The following is a 17,629-nucleotide window of genomic DNA, read 5'->3' as shown; positions in this document are numbered from 1 at the left end:
CTGCTACAGCGGGGTCACGTACGCGCCGGTGAGGCCGCCGTCGACCAGGAACTGCGAGGCGGTGATGAAGGAGGAATCATCGCTGGCGAGGAAGGCCACGGCGGCGGCGATCTCCTCCGGCTCGGCGAAACGGCCAACCGGAATGTGCACCAGGCGGCGGGCCGCGCGCTCGGGATCCTTGGCGAACAGCTCCTGCAGCAGCGGGGTGTTCACCGGTCCCGGGCACAGCGCGTTGACGCGAATGCCATTGCGGGCGAACTGCACTCCCAGTTCCCGGCTCATGGCGAGCACGCCGCCCTTGGAGGCGGTGTAGGAGATCTGCGAGGTGGCCGCGCCCATGACGGCGACGAAGGACGCGGTATTGATCACCGAGCCCTTCCCGCGCTCGAGCATGTGCTCGATGGCGTACTTGCTGCACAGGTAGACCGAGGTCAGGTTCACCTCCTGCACGCGCCGCCAGGCGTCGATGCCGGTGGTGAGGATGGAATCGTCCTCGGGCGGTGAGATTCCCGCATTGTTGAAGGCGATGTCCAGACCGCCGTAGGTGTCGACCGCGGTCTGGAACATGGCCTTGACCTGTTCCTCGTCGGTGACGTCGACCTTCACGTACAGGCCGCCGACCTCCGCCGCCGCGGCCTGGCCGGCGGTGGCGTCGATATCGGCGACAACGACTTTCGCCCCTTCCTGAGCGAACCGCCGGACCGTGGCGAGGCCGATGCCACTGCCGCCGCCGGTGACCACGGCGACTCGATCCTGTAAGCGCTGCAACGTAACTCCTTTGATGTGATGAGGGTGTGCTCAGTCGGTGGCGATGAAGACGTTCTTGGTCTCGGTGAAGGCGCGCGCCGCATCGGGGCCGAGCTCGCGGCCGAGGCCGGACTGTTTGAAACCGCCGAACGGCGTCCAATACCGCACGGAGGAATGCGAATTCACCGACAGGTTCCCGGCCTCGACGCCCCGTGCCACGCGCAGCGCCCGGCCGACATCGGAGGTCCAGATGGAGCCGGACAGCCCGTATTCGGTGTCGTTGGCGATGCGCAGGGCGTCGGCCTCCTCGTCGAAGGGCAGGACGGCCACCACCGGGCCGAAGACCTCCTCGGTGACGATGCGATCCGCCGGGCCGGAGGGCAGGACAACGGTTGGCGGGAACCAGAATCCGGGGCCGTCCACGCGGGTTCCGGTGAAGGCCACCGTGGTGGACCCGTCCAGGAATGCGGCGACCCGGTCGCGATGCGCGGCCGAGATGAGCGGGCCCATCTCGGTGGTCTCATCGGCGGGATCGCCGACCCGCACGCCTCGGACCGCGGACTCGAGCAGTTCAAGGAACCTGTCGAAGACGCTGCGCTGCACCAGGATCCGGGAGCGGGCGCAGCAGTCCTGCCCGGCATTGTCGAAGACGCCGTAGGGCGCGGTGGCGGCCGCCTTCTCGAGATCGGCGTCGGCGAACACGATATTCGCGCTCTTACCGCCCAATTCGAGCGTGACCCGCTTCACCTGCTCGGCGCAACCGGCCATGATCCCCTTGCCCACCTCGGTGGACCCGGTGAACACCACCTTGCGCACGGCCGGATGGGTGACGAAGCGCGCGCCGACCACCGAGCCCTTGCCCGGCAGCACCTGGAAAACGTGTTCCGGCAGGCCCGCTTCCAGGGCCAGCTCGCCGAGCCGGATCGCGGTCAGCGGCGTGAGTTCGGCGGGCTTGAGCACGACCGTGTTCCCGGCGGCGAGGGCGGGCCCGAAGCCCCAGGCCGCGATCGGCATGGGGAAGTTCCACGGCACGATGATGCCGACGACGCCGAGCGGTTCGCAGAAGGTGATGTCCACCCCGCCCGCGACCGGAATCTGACTGCCCAGCAAGCGTTCCGGCAGTCCGGCGCTGTAGTGCAGCACATCGCGGACATTGCCCGCCTCCCAGCGCGCGTTGCCGATGGTGTGGCCCGCGTTGCTCACCTCGAGCCGGGCCAGATTCTCCAGGTCGGCGTCGACGGCCTCGGCGAAGCGCCGCAACAACCGGGCCCGGTCACCCGGTGCGAGCGCCCGCCACGCCGGCAGGGCCCGCTGCGCCCGCTCGATGGCGGCGTCGGTGGCGGCCCGGTCGGCCAATTCCACCGTGGCCACGACCTTTTCGGTCGCGGGGTTGACGACATCGGTCGTTGTCACCGGTTGCGCTCCTGTTCGTATCGTGCCGCCTGCTCCACCAGTGCCCGCATGAGCCGGTAGTCGGTCGCATCCTCCTCCGGGTGCCACTGCACACCCACCAGGAACGGGCCGGCGTCCGCCTCCACGGCCTCGATGGTGCCGTCCGCGGCATGGGCGGAGGCCGTCAGACCGGGCGCGAGGGTATCGATCGCCTGATGGTGGTGACAGTGGGCCTTCACCTCGGGGCCGATGATCGCGGCGACCCGGCTGTCCGGCGCGGTCGTCACGGTGGTGACGCCGAAGACGCCGGGACCGCGGGAGTGGTCGGTGTGGCCCAGCCGATCCGGAAGATGCTGCACCAGGGTCCCGCCCAGCGCGACATTCACCAATTGCAGCCCGCGGCACACCGCCAGCACCGGAATACCGGCCGCATGAGCCAGCTCGAACAGGCTGAACTCGAATTCGTCGCGGTCCGGCCGGACTTTCGTCGTGGGGTCCGCTTCGGCCCCGTACCGGGCCGGGGTGATATCGGCGCCCCCGGTGAGCAGCAGCCCGTCCAATCGCCGCACGAGTTCCGGGCGCGCGATGCCCGTCGGCGGCAGCAATACCGGAATTCCGCCCGCCCGCTCCACCATGTCCACATAGGTGCGGGGGAGTACCGCGCTGTCGGTGTCCCAGTGGATGTACCGGGCCCGTTCGGAATAAGTGGGCAGCCCGATCACCGGCCGCCGCGCACCCTCAGAGTCGTTCGAACCCACGCATCCGCTCCCAATCCGTCACCGCGGCGTCGAAGGCGTCGATCTCGACCTGCGCCGCATTCCGATAATGCCGCACCACGTCCTCCCCGAATGCCGCCTGCGCCACCTTGCTCTCCCCGAACAACTGCGCCGCATCCCGCAGCGTACGCGGCACCCGCGGCCGGTTGGACCGGTAGGCATTGCCGTGAAACTCCGGCTCCAGCGGCAGCCGCTGCTCGATACCGTGCAGGCCCGCCGCAATCGCGCCCGCGACGGCCAGATACGGATTCACATCCGCGCCCGGCACCCGATTCTCCAGCCGCAGCGAGGCCCCGTGCCCCACCACCCGCATCGAGCAGGTGCGGTTGTCCCGTCCCCAGGCCACGGCGGTCGGCGCGAAGCTGCCCGTCTGGAACCGCTTGTAGGAGTTGATATTCGGAGCGAACAGGTAGGTGAACTCGCGCAGGCAGTCCAGCTGGCCCGCGACGAAGTGCCGCATCAGCTCCGATTCCCCGCCCGCGCCGTCTCCCGCGCAGACGGGCTCACCCGCCTCGTTGCGCAAACTGATGTGAATGTGGCAGGAATTCCCCTCCCGCTCATTGTATTTCGCCATGAACGAGATGCTCCGCCCCTCCTGCGCCGCGATCTCCTTGGCCCCGGTCTTGTACACGCTGTGGTTGTCACAGGTGATCAGCGCCTCGTCGTACCGGAACGCGATCTCGTGCTGCCCCGGATTGCATTCGCCCTTGGCCGACTCCACATACATCCCCGCCCCCGCCATCTCATTGCGAATCCGCCGCAGCAAGGGCTCGATTCGCGCCGTTCCCAACATCGAGTAATCGACGTTGTACTGATTGGCCGGCCGCAAATCCCGATACCCGCTCTGGAACGCCGCCTCATAACTGTCGTCGAAAACGAGGAATTCCAACTCGGTCCCGACATAGGCCCGCAGCCCGTGCGCCGCCAGTCGTTCGAGCTGCGCCCGCAAGACCTGCCGCGGCGAGGCCACCACCGGCTTCCCCTCCGGCTCCACCTGCTCCACATCGCACAACACCAGCGCCGTCCCCGGCCACCACGGCACCCGCCGCAAGGTCGAAAGATCCGGCCGCAGAACAAAGTCCCCGTACCCCGTATCCCACGAGGACATCGCATACCCGTCGACGGTGGTCATCTCCACATCCACCGCCAACAGGTAATTGCACGCCTCGGTAGCGTGATCCAGCACCTCCTCCACGAAATACCGCGCCGAACACCGCTTCCCCTGCAACCGCCCCTGCATATCGGTCATGGCAACGAGCACGGTGTCCAACATCCCCGCCTCGACCTGCTGCACAAGCTCCGCAACACTCAGCATCCCGGCACGCATGAGGACCTCTCTCGACGTAGACAGCCCCACGCTAAGCGACCCCACCCCCCACGCGTGCCCGAATCAACCAAGATCGCCCCCGGCGTGTTCGGCCGCCGCACCCGGTCGTCGCGGCCGGATCCGGAGGTCTTCCCGAGACGGGCTTCAGCGGCCCATCTTCGCGATCGCCTCGTGCTTGCGCACACCGTCGTCCCAGACCGGCGTATCGCTTTCGTGGACAACGCCGTCGGAGCCGAAGACGAGGAAGCGGTCGAAGCCGCGGGCGAACCAGCGGTCGTGGGTGACGGTGACGACCGTGCCTTCGAATTCGGCGATGCCTTCTTCCAGGGCGTCCGCGGAGTGCAGGTCCAGGTTGTCGGTCGGCTCGTCGAGCAGAAGCATTGTGACGCCGGACAATTCGAGCAACAGGATCTGCAGGCGGGCCTGCTGCCCGCCGGAGAGGTCGTCGAAACGCTGCTCGGCGGCGCGGGCGAGGCCGTAGCGGTCCAGGACCCGGCTGGCTGCCTCGCGGCCCATGCCGTCGCGGTGCTCGGTGCCGGTGTGCAGGATCTCCAGCAGGGTGCGGCCGGCCAGGTCCGGGCGCGAATGCGTCTGGGCGAAATAGCCGGGGCGGACGCGAGCGCCGAGCGCGGCGACACCGGTGTGCGCGACCGGGGCGAGCGCGAGGTCGACGACCGGTCGGTGCTCGATATCGGGATCGGTCCCGCCATTGGCGAGCAGCCGCAGGAAGTGGGATTTGCCGGATCCATTGGCTCCCAGCACCGCAACGCGATCGCCGTACCAGATCTCGGCGTCGAAGGGCCGCATCAACCCGGTGAGCTCCAGTCGCGTGCACACCAATGCCCGTTTGCCGGTCCGGCCGCCGCGCAGTCGCACCGACACGTTCTGCCGCACCGGCACCGCCTCCGGCGGCCCGGCCTGCTCGAACTTGGCCAGCCTGGTCTGGGCGGCGTGGTAGCGCGCCGCCATCCCGTCGTTGAACTTGGCCTTCTCCCGCAGCCGCAGCACCAGGGCGCGCAGCTTGGCGTGCTCCTCGTCCCAGCGCCGGCGCAGTTCCGCCAGCCGCGCGGTGCGGTCCTCGCGGGCCTGCTGATAGCCGGCGAAGCCGCCGCCGTGAATCCAGCACGTGGCGCCGCTGACCCCGGGCTCGAGCGTCACGATGCGATTGGCCGCGTTCGCGATCAGCTCCCGATCGTGGCTGACGAACAATACCGACTTGTTCGAGGCGGCGATCGTGCGTTCCAGCCACTGCTTGCCCGGTACATCCAGATAGTTGTCCGGCTCGTCGAGCAGCAGCACCTCATCCGGGCCCGCGAACAACGCCTCGAGCACGACCCGCTTCTGCTCCCCGCCGCTGAGCGTGCGCACCGCCCGCCACTTGGCGCGATCGAATCCGATGCCCAGCGCGGCCGTGGTGACGTTGTCCCAGAACGCCTCCACCTCGTACCCGCCGACATCACCCCATCCGGTGAGCGCATGCGCGTACGCCAACTGCGTTGCCTCGTCATCGTTTTCGATCAGCGCGTCCTCGGCGGCATCGAGGGCCCGCGCCGCCTCCCGGACCGCGGGCGCGGCCACCGACAACAGCAGATCCCGCACCGTCGACTCGTCACCGATCTGCCCGATGAACTGCCGCATGACCCCCAGCGATCCGGACCGCGTCACCGCACCCTCATCGGCGGCCAGATCGCCGCCGATGATCTTGATCAAGGTCGTCTTCCCGGTCCCGTTCGGCCCGATCAGGGCGGCCTTCACGCCGTCGCCGATCCGGAAACTCACACCGCTGAGCAGCTGCCGTCCATCCGGAAGGAAGTAGTCGACCTCGGAAACATCCACGTGAGCCACGGGGTTCCAGGCAACCGGACCCGCCCGGGCGGCGCAACCGAATTTCCATTCGGTAGCAGTCCGGATCAGCGCTCCGGCAGGGCGACCGCCTCGCCCGCGAGTTGCACCCGGCGCACGCCCTCGACCGTACGCGCCAGCGCGGCCACAACCTTCTGCTCGGTGTCATCGGCGAACGCGCCGCGCACGGTCACCGCCCCCTCGGCGACCTCGAGGGACCACTGCCGGCGGCTGCCCGCGTAATCATCCAGCAGCGCACGGATTCTCGCCTCGATTGTGACGTCGTCGTGGATGAGGGCGCGCAGCACGTCTCTGCGCGCGACAATGCCGACCAGCAGACCGGCTTCCACCACCGGCAGTGAGCGCAGCCCGGAGCCGAGCATGCGCGCGGCGATGGTGGCGGTGTCGGTGCCGGGGTGGATCACCTCCACCGGCTTCGTCATCACCGCTCCGACAATGGCGGTGTCGAGATGGGAGGCGACTCCCAGCGCATCGGATTCGGAGAAGACACCCGTCACCCGACCGTCGTCGTCCACGACCGGCAGGGCGGCGAAGCCGTGCTCGGTGAGCAGTGAGATCGCCTCGCGGACAGGTGTTCCCGGGTGAGCGACCATCACGGGCCGGGTCAGGATGTCGCGTGCGTACACGAGTATCACCTCATCGAGGTACCGAATATTCCATGGAGATCCAGCTTGAGCGGTGACCCGTACCGGTGGGCAGAGGCGTCCTGCCCGCCGGCCGAGGACCAACGTCCCCACGCCGACAGCGCCCAGTTCGCACCGAGCGGACGCCGGCACCGGTCGATCGCCGCCGGGACCTCCGGCCCTATCGGCGGTCCGGGGCCCGACGCGACGATGGAGCAGGACCACGAGTCATCGGCCACCGCCCGAGGAGAACGGGGTCATGCGAGCAGCGGCAGGGGACCGGCTGATCGTCGAAGGCCGCGCCGTCGGCGGCGTGGTCCGCCCCGCCTTGCGGGCCAGCAGGAGCAGGAACCAGGGGCTCGGTGAGCGCCACGCGATGCGCCGGGCCTTGCCGTCGAGCATGTAGACGTCGTCGAACCGCCGCCGGATCCGTTGTGAGACATCGACTCCCGGTGCGCCCGCGAGCGTTCGGTACAGCAGGCGGAATGGACCCTTAGGGTTCACGTCCCAAACCATGAGGAGCCCACCCGGTTTGAGCGCGCGATGAATATTGTCGATCGCGGTGTCCATGGCTGGCATGGCGCTGAGCGAGCGGGAGAGGCCGAGCGCATCCACGGTCAGGTGGCGATGGTTCGCGCCGAGCAATTCGCCCAGCCCGAAGCCATAGCTGGCGATATCCCACGCGCGGCGTTGCCGAGTGCTTTCCATGACCCACTCCTTTACAATGCGACTGCATTGCAACGAGGAGTGGGGCATTCCACGTCGCGTGGACCACGAAGAACGCCGCCGCAAGATCGCCGCGGCGCTGTGGCGAACGGTGAGCACACAGGGCCTGGAAGGCGTCAGCCTGCGCACGGTCGCGACCGCCGCGGGGGTCTCGATGGGCCTCGTCCAGCACTACTTCGCGACCAAGGACGACATGCTGCTGTACGCCTACGGCATGCTGAGCGAACGCGTGGAAGCCCGGCTACGCGCGGATCAATCCGCCGAGTCGAGTATCAGGTCGCTCTTCCTCCACATGCTTCCGCTGGACGACGAACGCCGCGAGGAAGCCCATGTCGCCGTCGCCTTCATGGCCCGAGCCGCCGTCTCCCCGACCTTCGCCGCCGCCACGTCCTCGCCCCAGCTGAAGGAGCACCTGACCGGCCTGCTCCGCAATGCCGACGTGCCGGCCGCCCCCGAACAGGCCGAAATCCTGCTCGCCGCCGTCGACGGCATGACCGTCCGCATCCTCGCCGGGCACCTCACCCCCGAAGCCGCGGCCGAAGCCCTCGACGCCCACCTCACACGACTCGGATTGTCCTGATCTGCCGGCGTCCTCGAACCGGTCATCCGGTCGCCGACCACCGCGATAGGCGATGACCCCAAGGTGATCGCCATCCTGCTCTGCTGCACGGACGACACTGCGCGCCAACGGTTGTCGCATCGCGAAATCGGCAGCGCGCTCGACATCCGCCTGGACCGCAGCCACGCCATGGCCCAACGCCTGCACGCCGCTCCCACCTGGCTTCACCGGATCCGGACGGACAACCGCTCCACCACCGATATCGCCGCCGAAATCGTCACACGCACCGGCTGGTGCTGAAACGAAGTATGGCGCCGAATGCCCTCCGGCATTCGACGCCATACCTCAGCGAATTCAGGCGCAGACGCGATTGAGCTCCGCCGTCACACCATCCATATCGGTGACGTTCTCATCGACCAAGGCATTCGCATAAGCGGTGATAGCGTCCCGCTCCGGCCCCACGGCCACGACGGCCAGCCCCGACAGCCGATCCGCCAGCTTCTGCTGGGTCTCCGTGTCGAACGTCCCGCCCGACATGTCGACCGCGGCATTGATCATCGCAATAGCCTTGTCGCACACCGGAGATGCGGCCTGCGCCGGCGCGGCAGGCAAAACCAGCAGGGTCGCGGCCGTAGCAGTCAACACCGCACCGGAGAACAGCTTCTTCATCATTCCTCTTGCTCTAAGGGGGCCCGCTAATACCTGGTGCGAGCCCCTCGCCCGCATACCGTACCCGGTCAACCACCCCTACCGCAGACCCCCGAACCAGGGTCACAGCGCACACGCGAACCACCGGCTAAGGAATCGGCACCATCGAGTACAACGACCACCCCCGCCGCGGCACCTCGAACCTGAGCACCTGAACATGCAAAGCCGTCCATTCCCCGCCCTCCACCGGCCGAATCCGCACCGGCCGCCAATCGAAATCCACCGCCCCGATATCAGTCGACCACAGCCGCCCCCAATCAGCCGACCGCGAACAAACCCCAATAATCTCCTCGACCCGCTCAGGCGACACATACCCCGCCGACATATGCCGGAACGCCTGCACCGCGATGTGCACCTCCCGCTCCCAATCCTCGATCACCACCCGAGCCCGCGGATCGAACAACAACCACTCGATAACATTCCCCCCACCCCCCAACCCCGGAAACGCCCGCGCAAACGCCCCATTGACCGCCACCAAATCCATAGCCGGCGCAACCTGATAAGCAGCCGGATGCGGCATCCCCTCCAAGAAATCCAACTCAGCCCGACCAGGCCCTCCCTCTACCCCCGCGACCCGCGTCAACCCAGGCTGCAAAACACTGCTCGCATACTCCCGATAAACCGCCGGCACCCCCAACGCATCAAACAGCGCCGCCAACGCCTCCCCCGTAGGAGCCCGCCTCCCCTGCTCAATCTTCTGAATCAACCCCACCGAAACCCCCGCCCGCCGCGCCAACTCCCCCCGACTCAACCCCGCCCCCTCCCTCCGCCCCCGCAGATACCCCGCAATCCCCATCTCCGCCCCATCCACCCGCTCAACCTCCACACCCTCACTCGACAACCCACAGAACCTACCCCCACCCACCCCGGCAGCCCCCACAACGATTCCTCTGAGCCCCAGCATCTTCGGCCCAACCCCCACCGGTCCTCCTCTCCCGCGACCCCCACCCGCAAGCCCCCTCACACGCACAGAACCAGCCGATTTGGTCCAACAGGGGGGTCCTGATGTAATCTCATCGAGCACGAAGCGCAGCGGAGTGCAACGGGCTGTGGCGCAGCTTGGTAGCGCACTTGACTGGGGGTCAAGTGGTCGCAGGTTCAAATCCTGTCAGCCCGACCAGGTCAGAGGCGGTTTCCGCCTCTGACCAGTCACGTTTTGTAGACCAATCGTGGACCACAGCGCCATCCGCAGGACCAACGGGACTGTCGGGCACAGGTGTATTCAACAGGGTTGTCGAGGTCCTCGGCAACCGGTTCTCCGGCATCGCAGTGATCGCCGTTCGACCAGTTTCGCAACATCCCATATGGGGATTGCTGAACGGTAGCCATCGCCGCTCGGTGAGACCTACCCTCGGGATATCTCCCATTCCCGGGAGGGTCCCGGCGTTCGCGGCGGAACTGCGCAGCATCGGATTCCGCCGGAAGGTGGTGAGCCATGGACAATCTGGTCCAGGATTTCGCGCTGCTGAGCCAGCGCATGTACACGACCGGAGAAGTCGCTCGCATACTCGGCGTTGACGCCTCGACATTGCGGAGATGGCGCCGCGGCACGCCGGCCGAGGGGCCGGGCTTCATTCAGATCTCCGAGCGCGTCGCCAAGTATCCCGAGCGCGATCTCGAGGCATATCTGGAGGCGCGCCATATCGTCCCCGCGGCCTAGTCGTCTGCCTCGCGATCGGGGGTGGCCGTAATGACTGACCCGATGCCGATCCCGATCGGGATCAAGCTGGCGGCCGATATCGAGGTACTCGAACGCTCCCGCTCGGGCAATCCGTTCCGGGCGCGGGTGCGATGGACGGACCCGGTGACCAAGACGCGCCCATCGAAATCGGAAACCTTCGGAACCGAAGAGCAGGCACAGCAGTGGATCGACCGATTGGTGCGCTTGTCGGCCCGCGACGTCGACCCGATCCGTGCTTGTGTCACCCTGGCCCAATATAGCGCGGATAATATGGAATTGGCGCTCAAGGGCCGGGCTCGTGTCCATGTAGCAGCCGAGCAGTGAGCGCCATATCGTGGCCGAGCCTGCCGGCTGCTTGCACGACCTCGTCATACCAGATATCCACCTGGGCAAGGTCATTGGTGGTGAGTGCATTGTTCGCCGCCGCGGCGACGAACCGCGAGAGCGTACTGGTTGCGTTGCGCGCGGGAAGAACCTGCTGCCGGTAGCGGTCGGCGACCTCGGGGTTGTAGCGGTCGCCCCAATAGACGAGCCCTTCGACAAGGTGCCGACCGTGGAATCGGTCGCCGGCGACTGCTGCCAAACGTTCGCGCACTGGCGCACCCGGGTGGGCGGTCCGCTCGGACACCGCAGCACCCACGATGGCGAGTACCGCGTCGAACTCCGTCACGGCGGAGTCGGGCAGACCTGCTCGGGTGTCGAAGTCTCGGATCGCCGCGCTGGTCTTGTCGAGTAGGGCGGGTAGATCCGCGATCGGTGCCGGAGCAGGCGCATCGGCGCCCGGAATGGTGGCGATGGCCTTGTCGTAGACGAAGACGCGCTGCAGGTAGGCGTAGAGCATGACGAGGCCGTTGAGTTGCCACTGCGCGGTCACTCAGAAAGACTACCCAGTCTGTACTGATGATCGAGATACTCACTTCGGTCAGGTCGATACTTTATGGCCCACTTTGTCGAGGGCATGTGCCGCTGGTCGATTTCTGTCCTCAATGCCTGGCGCAGAGCAATATTCCGCTCGTGCGCGATTAGCGTCGCTGGCTGTGAATGGATCTTTGTCCAGAGGTCTCGCGAGAAGACAGCGGGCTAGAGTGCGGACTATGCGGAATGCCGGAATGTCGCTCGCGATGTGCATCATCGCCGGTTCCATGATGGCGGCTGCGCCAGCCGAGGCGTTGCCGCCGGACTGGCCGCCGCCGGAGGCCACGGTCCGGTTGGCGTACGATTTCGGTCGCTGTGACACCAACGTCCTGCGAGTACCCCGAGATGTATCGGTCCAGGTGGACATCGTGGTCCAGAATCAGTTCGACCCCGACGCCAAGATGACCATTCCCCAATTCCTGTGGCAGCGGCAACTACCGATGACCGTCACGCCCCAAACGACCTCTCTGCAATTCATCGCCAATCGGCCCGGCAGCTACGGTTTCTCGATCACCCCCTCTGCCATCACCGGCAGCACAGGTGCAGGCTGCCAGGGAACGATTGTCGTGGAATGATCGTGCCGGCCGTTCCAGCGCTCACCTACTGTGTGGCCGTTTCGGACCGCGTGCGATCGGCGGCAGAGTGTGGCGTGGCTTGTGAGCAAAGGCCATGCGGCTATTCTCTAGCTAATATGAAGGGCCTGCTGTCCGAGCATTCGGAGGTACGGATGAACCCGAACGGTGAGCCCACACCCATCCGGGTGGACGGGTGGACGTACTACCCGACGACCCCGCAATCGGTCACACCGATGCCGCCACTGTCGCAGTCACCGCCACCATCGGGCCGCCGAACGAACACACCGCTGATCATCGGCCTGATTGCTGCGGCGGTCGTGCTCTTCGGCGGACTCATCGCGATCGGCGCGGCAGCCGTTCACCGCGACTCCGGACCGTCGGCAGCAGCCGACGACAAGGCCGAAATCGAGACCGCCACTCGCCGGTTTCTCGGGATCACCACTACCGACGATCCCGTATATCCGCAGGTCACCTGCGCGGCCTACCGACGCCTGTACGCGAGCTGGTACGGCGAGCATGCCAGCGTCTCCAACCCGCCAGTGCTGCAGGTCAACGTCTTCTCGATCGATGGAGACCGCGCGACTGCCCGGGTGACCGCCGATATCGGAGGCGGCCAGGCCGAACAGCGGGATCTGGACCTGATCAAGGAAGACGGCCACTGGAAAGCGTGCCCCGTGCACCGGTGAGGCGGTCGAGCCGAGGTGGGATACGGACCTCTGCAGGGTGTCGCGAAAACGCCTTCTCCACAGGTTTTCCGGCATACCGAACAGCCGCGGCAATGCACTGATGGGACTTATGCGGCGGCCCTGTTGCTGTGATCGGCGAGGACAAGGGCGACGGTGCCGGCGAGTCCGGGCAGCGCGAGGATCGCTCCGGCCAGCGCGACGAAGCCGAGACCGATGTTCGCCGCGTCCGCGCTTGCGCGCAGGACGAGGAACACCGCGTAGGTCACGATCCCCACGGCGAGCAGTGGTGGATAGACACAGTGCATCCTCCTGCCTTCGACCATCAGCGCCAGCCCGAGGCCCAGTGCCCCTCCGACCAGCCCGCAGATCCCGTACACCAGCGCCAAGGCTCCCAAGGCCGAGCCCGCGAACGCCGCACCCAACACGACCGCAGTCCCCGAAACGGCGAGCAGAATCCGCTGTGACTGCGCGACGAATGCGGCGCGGCGCGGCGCGGAGTCCGCGTTCATACTTGTTCGCCCTGCTCGCGGCGGCGATCCTGCTCACGCTGTCTGGCCTCTTCCTGTCGCCGCGCCTCGGCGCGCTGTGCTTCGGCGCGCTCGCGCAACCCGCGCAGGAACTCTTCATCGGCTGCCGGATCCTGGGCGATGTATCGGCCGGGTCGGTCGTATTCGGTATACCGGGTGGTCGACCGCGGCTTGCGCGATTCGTCCAGCGGGCGGCCGAGCAGCAGCCACAGCAGCGCGCCGACGGTCGGGATGAAGGGGACGACCAGCAGCCACCCCGCCTTCGGCAGGTGGCGAATGCCGCCCTCGGGCGCAGTGATGATGTCGATCAGGCAGAACACCCACAGCGCCAGCGTGATCAGTCCGACGACCGCGTACGGCATCGCATTCTCCTCGTACTCGGGCCGAGTACACGACCGGCAACCCCATCGAGGCCGGAAATAGCCTGGTCACAGACTTTACCGAAGTGAGCCAAGTTGGCGAATACTGAGCTAACGCGAGGATGATCACGATCGGCCACGACCGGTGACGGTCACTGGGAGGAGGAGTACGGGATGGCTGAACCAGTGGGCGAGGCCGCGTGGCGGGATCTGATCGACCGCCTCGTCGTCCAACGCGGCCGACTCGCGCAACACGACGAACTCCACCGTCCCATGACCCGTCCCCGGCAGGGAGCCTCTGAACAACAACTGCAGGCGGCCGAAGCCCGGCTCGGGCGAGTACTGGACCCGCACTACCGCGAATTCCTGTCCGTCTCCGACGGATGGGAGCTCTACTACCTGGGCTACAGCCTGCTCGGCACCGCCGACATCGGCGCGGGAGCACGCTGGCAAGCGGCCCGTGACGCCGTGAAAGTGTTTTCCGAGAACAGCGAGGGGTACTTCGCCGCCGGCCTCGGCGTCGAGGAAGACCCGGACAACTGGCAGCCGGTCGGCGACACCGACAACGGCTACGACGGGTGCCTGTACCAGTTCGTGCACGACGCATCCGGCTGCCGGGCAGGCAACGTCTTCGAACTCTACGTCGGCACCGACTCCATCTGGCCCGACCTCTACACCTTCCTCACCAGCCAGCTCGAGACCCTCACCCGGTGGGCCGACAGCGCCGAACTCGGACCGCACTCCGACCCCTGGGGCCGCGACATCCGCCGGGAACCGCCGTCCATGGCCGACATCGTCGCCAAACTCGCCGACCTGTCCACCCGCGCCGCACCCAATGATCAACGCGCCCGGCTCTTTCCCGGCGCGACCCAGGAAGAGCTTGACGCCCTCGACGAAAAGCTCTCCGGCCCACTGCATCCCGAGCACCGTGAACTGCTCGCCACCACCAACGGAATGAGCGCCTGGAGTCTCGGTCGCATCTTGTCCGTGGCCGACCTGCGTGACGGCATGCTCTGGGGCGAAACCATCACCCGGACACAAGAATTCGAAGACAACCAGCTCCGGGACAGCCTGCTGATGGCTCGAACGTACGGCGGGGTCGCCGTCGAACCGAAACCTCCCGTGGCGGAACGGATCACCCACATCCCCGCCGTACCCTTCGCCGTCTTCCCCTCCCAACTCTACGGAGTCGACATCCGCGACGGCCACGTCCGCAACCTACTCACCGACGAAATCATCGACCCGGCACCAGTACCGCGTTCGACATCCGAGGGCACCGTCCGCGAATACCTCCTCGCCCAATGCGATCGCCTGTGGTGGCAGGCAGGCCAACCCACCCCATGACCCAGGACTCGGGCGATACGGTGGGCGGCTCGACTCGATGGGAGGACAGGAGTGGCACCTGAGCTCTGGGCAGACGAACTGCGCGAGATTGCTCGCTCGTCCGCGGACACAGTGGTCGTCCTGAACGAAATGATCGGGCGCCACGAGGAGTTCGGATCGGCCTCGCTTCGAGCTACCCGCGCCCTGCGAGAGGCTTTCGGGCTCTCGATCTATCAATGCCACTACGTGATCGGGTGGGCGCAGGGGAGCGTCTCCGACGCCAGGCTACGAGAGATCATCCCGAATCTGGTCATCCAGTAGCCAGCCTTGACGGCGCGCAAAGTTGCTGTGAGTACGCTGGTCCAATGGATGCCGATGAGCGGCCTGTGCGCGAGCGCGTGCGGGCTGTGCTGCGGTGGGTGTGGGTGGTGTTGCTCGGCATGTACGCGGTGTACTTCGTGTATGCCGGTGTCGCCGGGTCTCGCAGCCCTGACGACGATGCTTGGACCCGGGTGCTGTGGGTAGCGGGGTGCTTGTCGTTCGCGGTCGGGTTCGCCGCGTCCGCGGTGTGGATTCACCGGCGCGGTACCGCCCGGGCGAGACCACGGAGTGAGGGCCTGCGCAATGCGCTGAGCTGGGCGGTGACATGGGTACTCGCCTACATCTCGCTCGGCTTCCTGCTGGCCGTGGTCTTTCCCCGCGGCGATTTCCCGGACACTGTGGATACCGCAACGTACTGGTATTACCGTCTCGGGCTGAGCACGATCTACATCGCCGTGGCCCTTGCGACCGGCGCAGCCGCCTTGTGGGTCCGGCGCAAGACCCGGCCACGACCTGTCGCCGAGGACCGTGCCCCGCGACCGCAGCCGACCACCGCACCGGGATTCGTTGACACGGTGCGATCGGAGAACGCTCGGAATTCACGCACTGCCGAATAGTGCGACATTCGGGCTGGGTGTTCGGAACCGGGTGCGGGCCTGGCCAGCGAGTAGCCGATGCGCGTGTCCACGCCTCTACAGGGGGTTCAGGTCATAGGTTCGCGGACATTAGGAGGATGCGATCGAGTGATTGGGGTGTGAGCATGAGTCTGACGGACGACGAGATACGGGATATCCGATCGAAGTACCCGGACCTCACCAACTACGAGGGTGATGACCCATTCGCTCCGATCAATCCGATGACCTACCTCGACTCCGGCGGAGACGGGCTATTGCATATCGCTGCCGATAGGGGCGATCTGGAGGTCATCCGTCTGATGCTTGGTGCTGGGGCGAACATCAACCAGCTCGGCGACATGGGTATGACCCCTCTGCATCATGCCTACGCGGCTCATCAACAGAGCGTTGTCGACTTCTTGATCGCCAATGGGGCCTCCCTCGAGGTTCGAGATGAGTTCGGTAATCTTCCGGCCGACCGGCGGTAGCAGTGAACGCACTAGCTTGCTGCTGTACGTGGAGGCCGGGATCGCGAATCCGACCTATTTCATCCTCACAGGTGGGGGCTCAGCGCTGTTCGATCACCGTCGGTAGTGGGGCCGTGGTGGTGGCTGAGCGGAGGAAGCATGGGGATGTCCCGCCGAGGATGAGGACGTCGTCGCCGACCCCGTCATCGGTTGCGTTGCCGTGGCGGACGAAGAGTTGGTAGCCGTCTGCAGTAGCAGCGATAGCTTGCACCGTGAGCTCTGTTTCGGTCATGTTCCACAGTCGGCTGACCCAGTACTTTTTCACCTGAGTGAAGTACTGGTCCGCATGGTCGGCCGGGATGCCGGACACGTAGTAGACGACCTGAGTCTTCACCGGGCCGGCGGTGTCATTCATGTCGCCGTCGCAGGGGGCCGCGGCCATGGGCTTCACCAGCTCATCGGCCGATCGGCCTTCGGCGAGCCTTTCTGGAATGAGAGTGAGGCGCACGCCTGCGGGTAGCGCGTTCAATGTGTCCGTCAGGTAGGCCTCGATGCGTTGGCGCGCGCTGGGCAGGGTCAGCGTCGACGGCGCCGATTCGTCGTCGCTGGCGACGCAACCCGCTGTCGGGATCAGGATGGTCACCGCCAGCAGTGCGACGATCAACCGGTGGCGTCGAGTTCGCCACGAACAGGTGATGAGGCGTTCGTGCGCAGGTGCGCTTCGAGCCGGTGATAGGGATGACCGGGACAAATGCTCCCATCCTTTCGAGTTGCTGGACCTGGTCGATCGAGAGGTCGGTCTATTCCGACGGCTCCCCGACGACCATGGTGCCGACTCCGTAGAAGAGGGTTCAGACCTGGTAGATCGGCTCGTAGGTGACTGCCAGGGTGGGGTTACCGCCCGTACTTCCTTCCTGGTGTCACAAGCGGGGATGCGGAGAATCCGCTGCTACGGCCCGGCAGTGCTATCGGCTTCCAGGACGTTGAGCGAAGCCATCACCTGATCACGATCACGAATCGAGGGGTAGGCATCCGGCATCGTCGGCTCGATGGAATAGAGCATTTCGCGGAGCAGGTCGCGCTCCTCGCTGGTGATCGGAACGTCGTGGTTCACCAGCGCCGCGGCAAGATTGCTGAACAGTATCGGGTACTCGCCGCCAAGCTGATGTGATCGCAGTATTCGGAGAACCTCTTGTGGAAGTCGGTCGGTGAGGGCGTCCAACAGTGCCTGGGCGGCTCGCCCCCTCTCGTTGCCGCGTTTGATTCTTGCGGCGCGGTCTTCGGGCGTGAGGTGCCACCTGCCTTCTTCATCGCGCCACGACTCCTGCGCCATGATCGCTCTCCTTCTGCCGCTGCATGAGTTGTGTAGGCCATCGCAAACGAACCAGTTTGGCTTCACCGCTCGCGAGCAGCTAAGTCGCTATTGTTCGAGTCGACGTA

24 protein-coding genes and 1 tRNA gene are annotated in these 17,629 nt (G+C 66.3%); 11 read left to right on the top strand and 14 right to left on the bottom strand.

The window, feature by feature from the left end; translation table 11 throughout:
- Positions 1–3: 3 nt before the first annotated feature.
- The 7 genes from ACYQ5L_RS24545 to ACYQ5L_RS24515 all read right to left on the bottom strand — a co-directional run bounded on the left by ACYQ5L_RS24545 (position 4) and on the right by ACYQ5L_RS24515 (position 7,436).
- Positions 4–768 carry a 3-oxoacyl-ACP reductase gene (locus ACYQ5L_RS24545; protein ID WP_459960577.1) on the bottom strand — a complete coding sequence of 255 codons (765 nt, stop codon included), beginning with the start codon at positions 766–768 and terminating at the stop codon, positions 4–6.
- A 30-nt stretch (positions 769–798) separates the two neighbouring features.
- Entirely contained in the window at positions 799–2,160 is a 1,362-nt protein-coding gene (locus tag ACYQ5L_RS24540) for an aldehyde dehydrogenase family protein (protein WP_459960575.1), read from the bottom strand.
- Entirely contained in the window at positions 2,157–2,897 is a 741-nt protein-coding gene (locus ACYQ5L_RS24535) for a gamma-glutamyl-gamma-aminobutyrate hydrolase family protein (RefSeq protein WP_459960573.1), read from the bottom strand. Before ACYQ5L_RS24535 ends, ACYQ5L_RS24540 begins: the two co-directional genes overlap by 4 nt.
- On the bottom strand, positions 2,878–4,242 hold the full coding sequence (locus ACYQ5L_RS24530; RefSeq protein ID WP_459960572.1) for a glutamine synthetase family protein: 1,365 nt from the start codon (positions 4,240–4,242) through the stop codon (positions 2,878–2,880). The genes ACYQ5L_RS24535 and ACYQ5L_RS24530 overlap by 20 nt, the downstream gene beginning before the upstream one ends.
- A gap of 144 nt (positions 4,243–4,386) precedes the next feature.
- The gene (locus ACYQ5L_RS24525) at positions 4,387–6,087 is read right to left on the bottom strand and encodes an ABC-F family ATP-binding cassette domain-containing protein (RefSeq protein ID WP_459960570.1); all 1,701 of its coding nucleotides are present in this window, start codon (positions 6,085–6,087) and stop codon (positions 4,387–4,389) included.
- A 65-nt stretch (positions 6,088–6,152) separates the two neighbouring features.
- Entirely contained in the window at positions 6,153–6,731 is a 579-nt protein-coding gene (locus tag ACYQ5L_RS24520) for a CBS domain-containing protein (protein WP_459960568.1), read from the bottom strand.
- A gap of 225 nt (positions 6,732–6,956) precedes the next feature.
- Positions 6,957–7,436: a class I SAM-dependent methyltransferase gene (locus tag ACYQ5L_RS24515; protein ID WP_459960566.1), complete on the bottom strand. Its 480-nt coding sequence runs from the start codon at positions 7,434–7,436 to the stop codon at positions 6,957–6,959.
- Between the two features lie 16 nt (positions 7,437–7,452).
- Here ACYQ5L_RS24515 and ACYQ5L_RS24510 point away from each other — a divergent pair, with 16 nt between their 5' ends.
- Positions 7,453–8,034: a TetR/AcrR family transcriptional regulator gene (locus ACYQ5L_RS24510; protein ID WP_459960564.1), complete on the top strand. Its 582-nt coding sequence runs from the start codon at positions 7,453–7,455 to the stop codon at positions 8,032–8,034.
- Between the two features lie 63 nt (positions 8,035–8,097).
- Positions 8,098–8,313, top strand: coding sequence for a hypothetical protein (locus ACYQ5L_RS24505; protein WP_459960562.1), 216 nt, complete (start codon positions 8,098–8,100; stop codon positions 8,311–8,313).
- Between the two features lie 54 nt (positions 8,314–8,367).
- Here the strand turns inward: ACYQ5L_RS24505 and ACYQ5L_RS24500 are convergent, their stop codons facing one another.
- On the bottom strand, positions 8,368–8,685 hold the full coding sequence (locus ACYQ5L_RS24500; RefSeq protein WP_459960560.1) for a hypothetical protein: 318 nt from the start codon (positions 8,683–8,685) through the stop codon (positions 8,368–8,370).
- A gap of 124 nt (positions 8,686–8,809) precedes the next feature.
- Positions 8,810–9,517 (bottom strand): helix-turn-helix domain-containing protein, encoded by a 708-nt coding sequence (locus tag ACYQ5L_RS24495; RefSeq protein ID WP_459963524.1) that lies wholly within the window; start codon positions 9,515–9,517, stop codon positions 8,810–8,812.
- Positions 9,518–9,764: 247 nt separating this feature from the next.
- Between ACYQ5L_RS24495 and ACYQ5L_RS24490 the strand changes: the two genes are divergently transcribed.
- From ACYQ5L_RS24490 to ACYQ5L_RS24480, 3 genes are all read left to right on the top strand, one after another.
- Positions 9,765–9,841: transfer RNA gene (locus ACYQ5L_RS24490), tRNA-Pro, on the top strand.
- Positions 9,842–10,156: 315 nt separating this feature from the next.
- Positions 10,157–10,381, top strand: coding sequence for a helix-turn-helix transcriptional regulator (locus ACYQ5L_RS24485; protein ID WP_459960558.1), 225 nt, complete (start codon positions 10,157–10,159; stop codon positions 10,379–10,381).
- A 42-nt stretch (positions 10,382–10,423) separates the two neighbouring features.
- The gene (locus ACYQ5L_RS24480) at positions 10,424–10,726 is read left to right on the top strand and encodes a hypothetical protein (RefSeq protein ID WP_459960556.1); all 303 of its coding nucleotides are present in this window, start codon (positions 10,424–10,426) and stop codon (positions 10,724–10,726) included.
- Here ACYQ5L_RS24480 and ACYQ5L_RS24475 read toward each other — a convergent pair.
- Positions 10,686–11,276 carry a hypothetical protein gene (locus ACYQ5L_RS24475; protein ID WP_459960554.1) on the bottom strand — a complete coding sequence of 197 codons (591 nt, stop codon included), beginning with the start codon at positions 11,274–11,276 and terminating at the stop codon, positions 10,686–10,688. The genes ACYQ5L_RS24480 and ACYQ5L_RS24475 overlap by 41 nt on opposite strands.
- A 220-nt stretch (positions 11,277–11,496) precedes the next feature.
- Between ACYQ5L_RS24475 and ACYQ5L_RS24470 the strand changes: the two genes are divergently transcribed.
- Entirely contained in the window at positions 11,497–11,892 is a 396-nt protein-coding gene (locus tag ACYQ5L_RS24470) for a hypothetical protein (protein WP_459960552.1), read from the top strand.
- A complete protein-coding gene (locus ACYQ5L_RS24465) occupies positions 11,889–12,578 on the top strand; it encodes an Rv0361 family membrane protein (RefSeq protein ID WP_459960550.1) in 690 nt (229 codons plus the stop codon). The genes ACYQ5L_RS24470 and ACYQ5L_RS24465 overlap by 4 nt, the downstream gene beginning before the upstream one ends.
- Positions 12,579–12,685: 107 nt before the next feature.
- Here ACYQ5L_RS24465 and ACYQ5L_RS24460 read toward each other — a convergent pair whose 3' ends face one another.
- Both ACYQ5L_RS24460 and ACYQ5L_RS24455 read right to left on the bottom strand, forming a co-directional pair.
- Positions 12,686–13,087, bottom strand: coding sequence for a hypothetical protein (locus ACYQ5L_RS24460; RefSeq protein WP_459960549.1), 402 nt, complete (start codon positions 13,085–13,087; stop codon positions 12,686–12,688).
- The gene (locus ACYQ5L_RS24455; protein ID WP_459960547.1) at positions 13,084–13,467 is read right to left on the bottom strand and encodes a PLDc N-terminal domain-containing protein; all 384 of its coding nucleotides are present in this window, start codon (positions 13,465–13,467) and stop codon (positions 13,084–13,086) included. The genes ACYQ5L_RS24460 and ACYQ5L_RS24455 overlap by 4 nt, the downstream gene beginning before the upstream one ends.
- 171 nt (positions 13,468–13,638) lie before the next feature.
- Between ACYQ5L_RS24455 and ACYQ5L_RS24450 the strand changes: the two genes are divergently transcribed.
- From ACYQ5L_RS24450 to ACYQ5L_RS24435, 4 genes are all read left to right on the top strand, one after another.
- A complete protein-coding gene (locus tag ACYQ5L_RS24450) occupies positions 13,639–14,808 on the top strand; it encodes an SMI1/KNR4 family protein (protein WP_459960545.1) in 1,170 nt (389 codons plus the stop codon).
- Between the two features lie 51 nt (positions 14,809–14,859).
- Complete coding sequence (locus tag ACYQ5L_RS24445; protein ID WP_459960543.1) at positions 14,860–15,108, top strand: hypothetical protein; 249 nt, start codon at positions 14,860–14,862, stop codon at positions 15,106–15,108.
- A gap of 44 nt (positions 15,109–15,152) precedes the next feature.
- Entirely contained in the window at positions 15,153–15,725 is a 573-nt protein-coding gene (locus ACYQ5L_RS24440) for a hypothetical protein (protein ID WP_459960541.1), read from the top strand.
- A 143-nt stretch (positions 15,726–15,868) separates the two neighbouring features.
- Positions 15,869–16,210 (top strand): ankyrin repeat domain-containing protein, encoded by a 342-nt coding sequence (locus ACYQ5L_RS24435; RefSeq protein ID WP_459960539.1) that lies wholly within the window; start codon positions 15,869–15,871, stop codon positions 16,208–16,210.
- A 79-nt stretch (positions 16,211–16,289) separates the two neighbouring features.
- On the opposite strand, the gene ACYQ5L_RS24430 is transcribed toward ACYQ5L_RS24435, so the two are convergent.
- Positions 16,290–16,853, bottom strand: coding sequence for a hypothetical protein (locus tag ACYQ5L_RS24430; protein ID WP_459960536.1), 564 nt, complete (start codon positions 16,851–16,853; stop codon positions 16,290–16,292).
- Positions 16,854–17,138: 285 nt separating this feature from the next.
- Complete coding sequence (locus tag ACYQ5L_RS24425; protein ID WP_459960534.1) at positions 17,139–17,522, bottom strand: hypothetical protein; 384 nt, start codon at positions 17,520–17,522, stop codon at positions 17,139–17,141.
- Between the last annotated feature and the right edge of the window lie 107 nt (positions 17,523–17,629).

The sequence above is a fragment of the Nocardia sp. IFM 10818 genome, from assembly GCF_054655275.1.
The sequence above is the reverse complement of the archived record's forward strand: the minus strand, read 5'-3'. Positions and strand labels throughout refer to the sequence as shown.

Excerpts from the sequence above, each read along its gene's own strand:
- ACYQ5L_RS24465 (WP_459960550.1), top strand. The coding sequence starts at position 11,889 with ATGATCGTGCCGGCCGTTCCAGCGCTCACCTACTGTGTGGCCGTTTCG.
- ACYQ5L_RS24480 (WP_459960556.1), top strand. The coding sequence starts at position 10,424 with ATGCCGATCCCGATCGGGATCAAGCTGGCGGCCGATATCGAGGTACTC.
- ACYQ5L_RS24440 (WP_459960541.1), top strand. The coding sequence starts at position 15,153 with ATGGATGCCGATGAGCGGCCTGTGCGCGAGCGCGTGCGGGCTGTGCTG.
- ACYQ5L_RS24470 (WP_459960552.1), top strand. The coding sequence starts at position 11,497 with ATGCGGAATGCCGGAATGTCGCTCGCGATGTGCATCATCGCCGGTTCC.
- ACYQ5L_RS24460 (WP_459960549.1), bottom strand. The coding sequence starts at position 13,087 with ATGAACGCGGACTCCGCGCCGCGCCGCGCCGCATTCGTCGCGCAGTCA.
- ACYQ5L_RS24495 (WP_459963524.1), bottom strand. The coding sequence starts at position 9,517 with ATGGGGATTGCGGGGTATCTGCGGGGGCGGAGGGAGGGGGCGGGGTTG.
- ACYQ5L_RS24500 (WP_459960560.1), bottom strand. The coding sequence starts at position 8,685 with ATGATGAAGAAGCTGTTCTCCGGTGCGGTGTTGACTGCTACGGCCGCG.
- ACYQ5L_RS24435 (WP_459960539.1), top strand. The coding sequence starts at position 15,869 with ATGAGTCTGACGGACGACGAGATACGGGATATCCGATCGAAGTACCCG.
- ACYQ5L_RS24510 (WP_459960564.1), top strand. The coding sequence starts at position 7,453 with ATGCGACTGCATTGCAACGAGGAGTGGGGCATTCCACGTCGCGTGGAC.
- ACYQ5L_RS24455 (WP_459960547.1), bottom strand. The coding sequence starts at position 13,467 with ATGCCGTACGCGGTCGTCGGACTGATCACGCTGGCGCTGTGGGTGTTC.
- ACYQ5L_RS24485 (WP_459960558.1), top strand. The coding sequence starts at position 10,157 with ATGGACAATCTGGTCCAGGATTTCGCGCTGCTGAGCCAGCGCATGTAC.
- ACYQ5L_RS24425 (WP_459960534.1), bottom strand. The coding sequence starts at position 17,522 with ATGGCGCAGGAGTCGTGGCGCGATGAAGAAGGCAGGTGGCACCTCACG.
- ACYQ5L_RS24515 (WP_459960566.1), bottom strand. The coding sequence starts at position 7,436 with ATGGAAAGCACTCGGCAACGCCGCGCGTGGGATATCGCCAGCTATGGC.
- ACYQ5L_RS24530 (WP_459960572.1), bottom strand. The coding sequence starts at position 4,242 with ATGCGTGCCGGGATGCTGAGTGTTGCGGAGCTTGTGCAGCAGGTCGAG.
- ACYQ5L_RS24450 (WP_459960545.1), top strand. The coding sequence starts at position 13,639 with ATGGCTGAACCAGTGGGCGAGGCCGCGTGGCGGGATCTGATCGACCGC.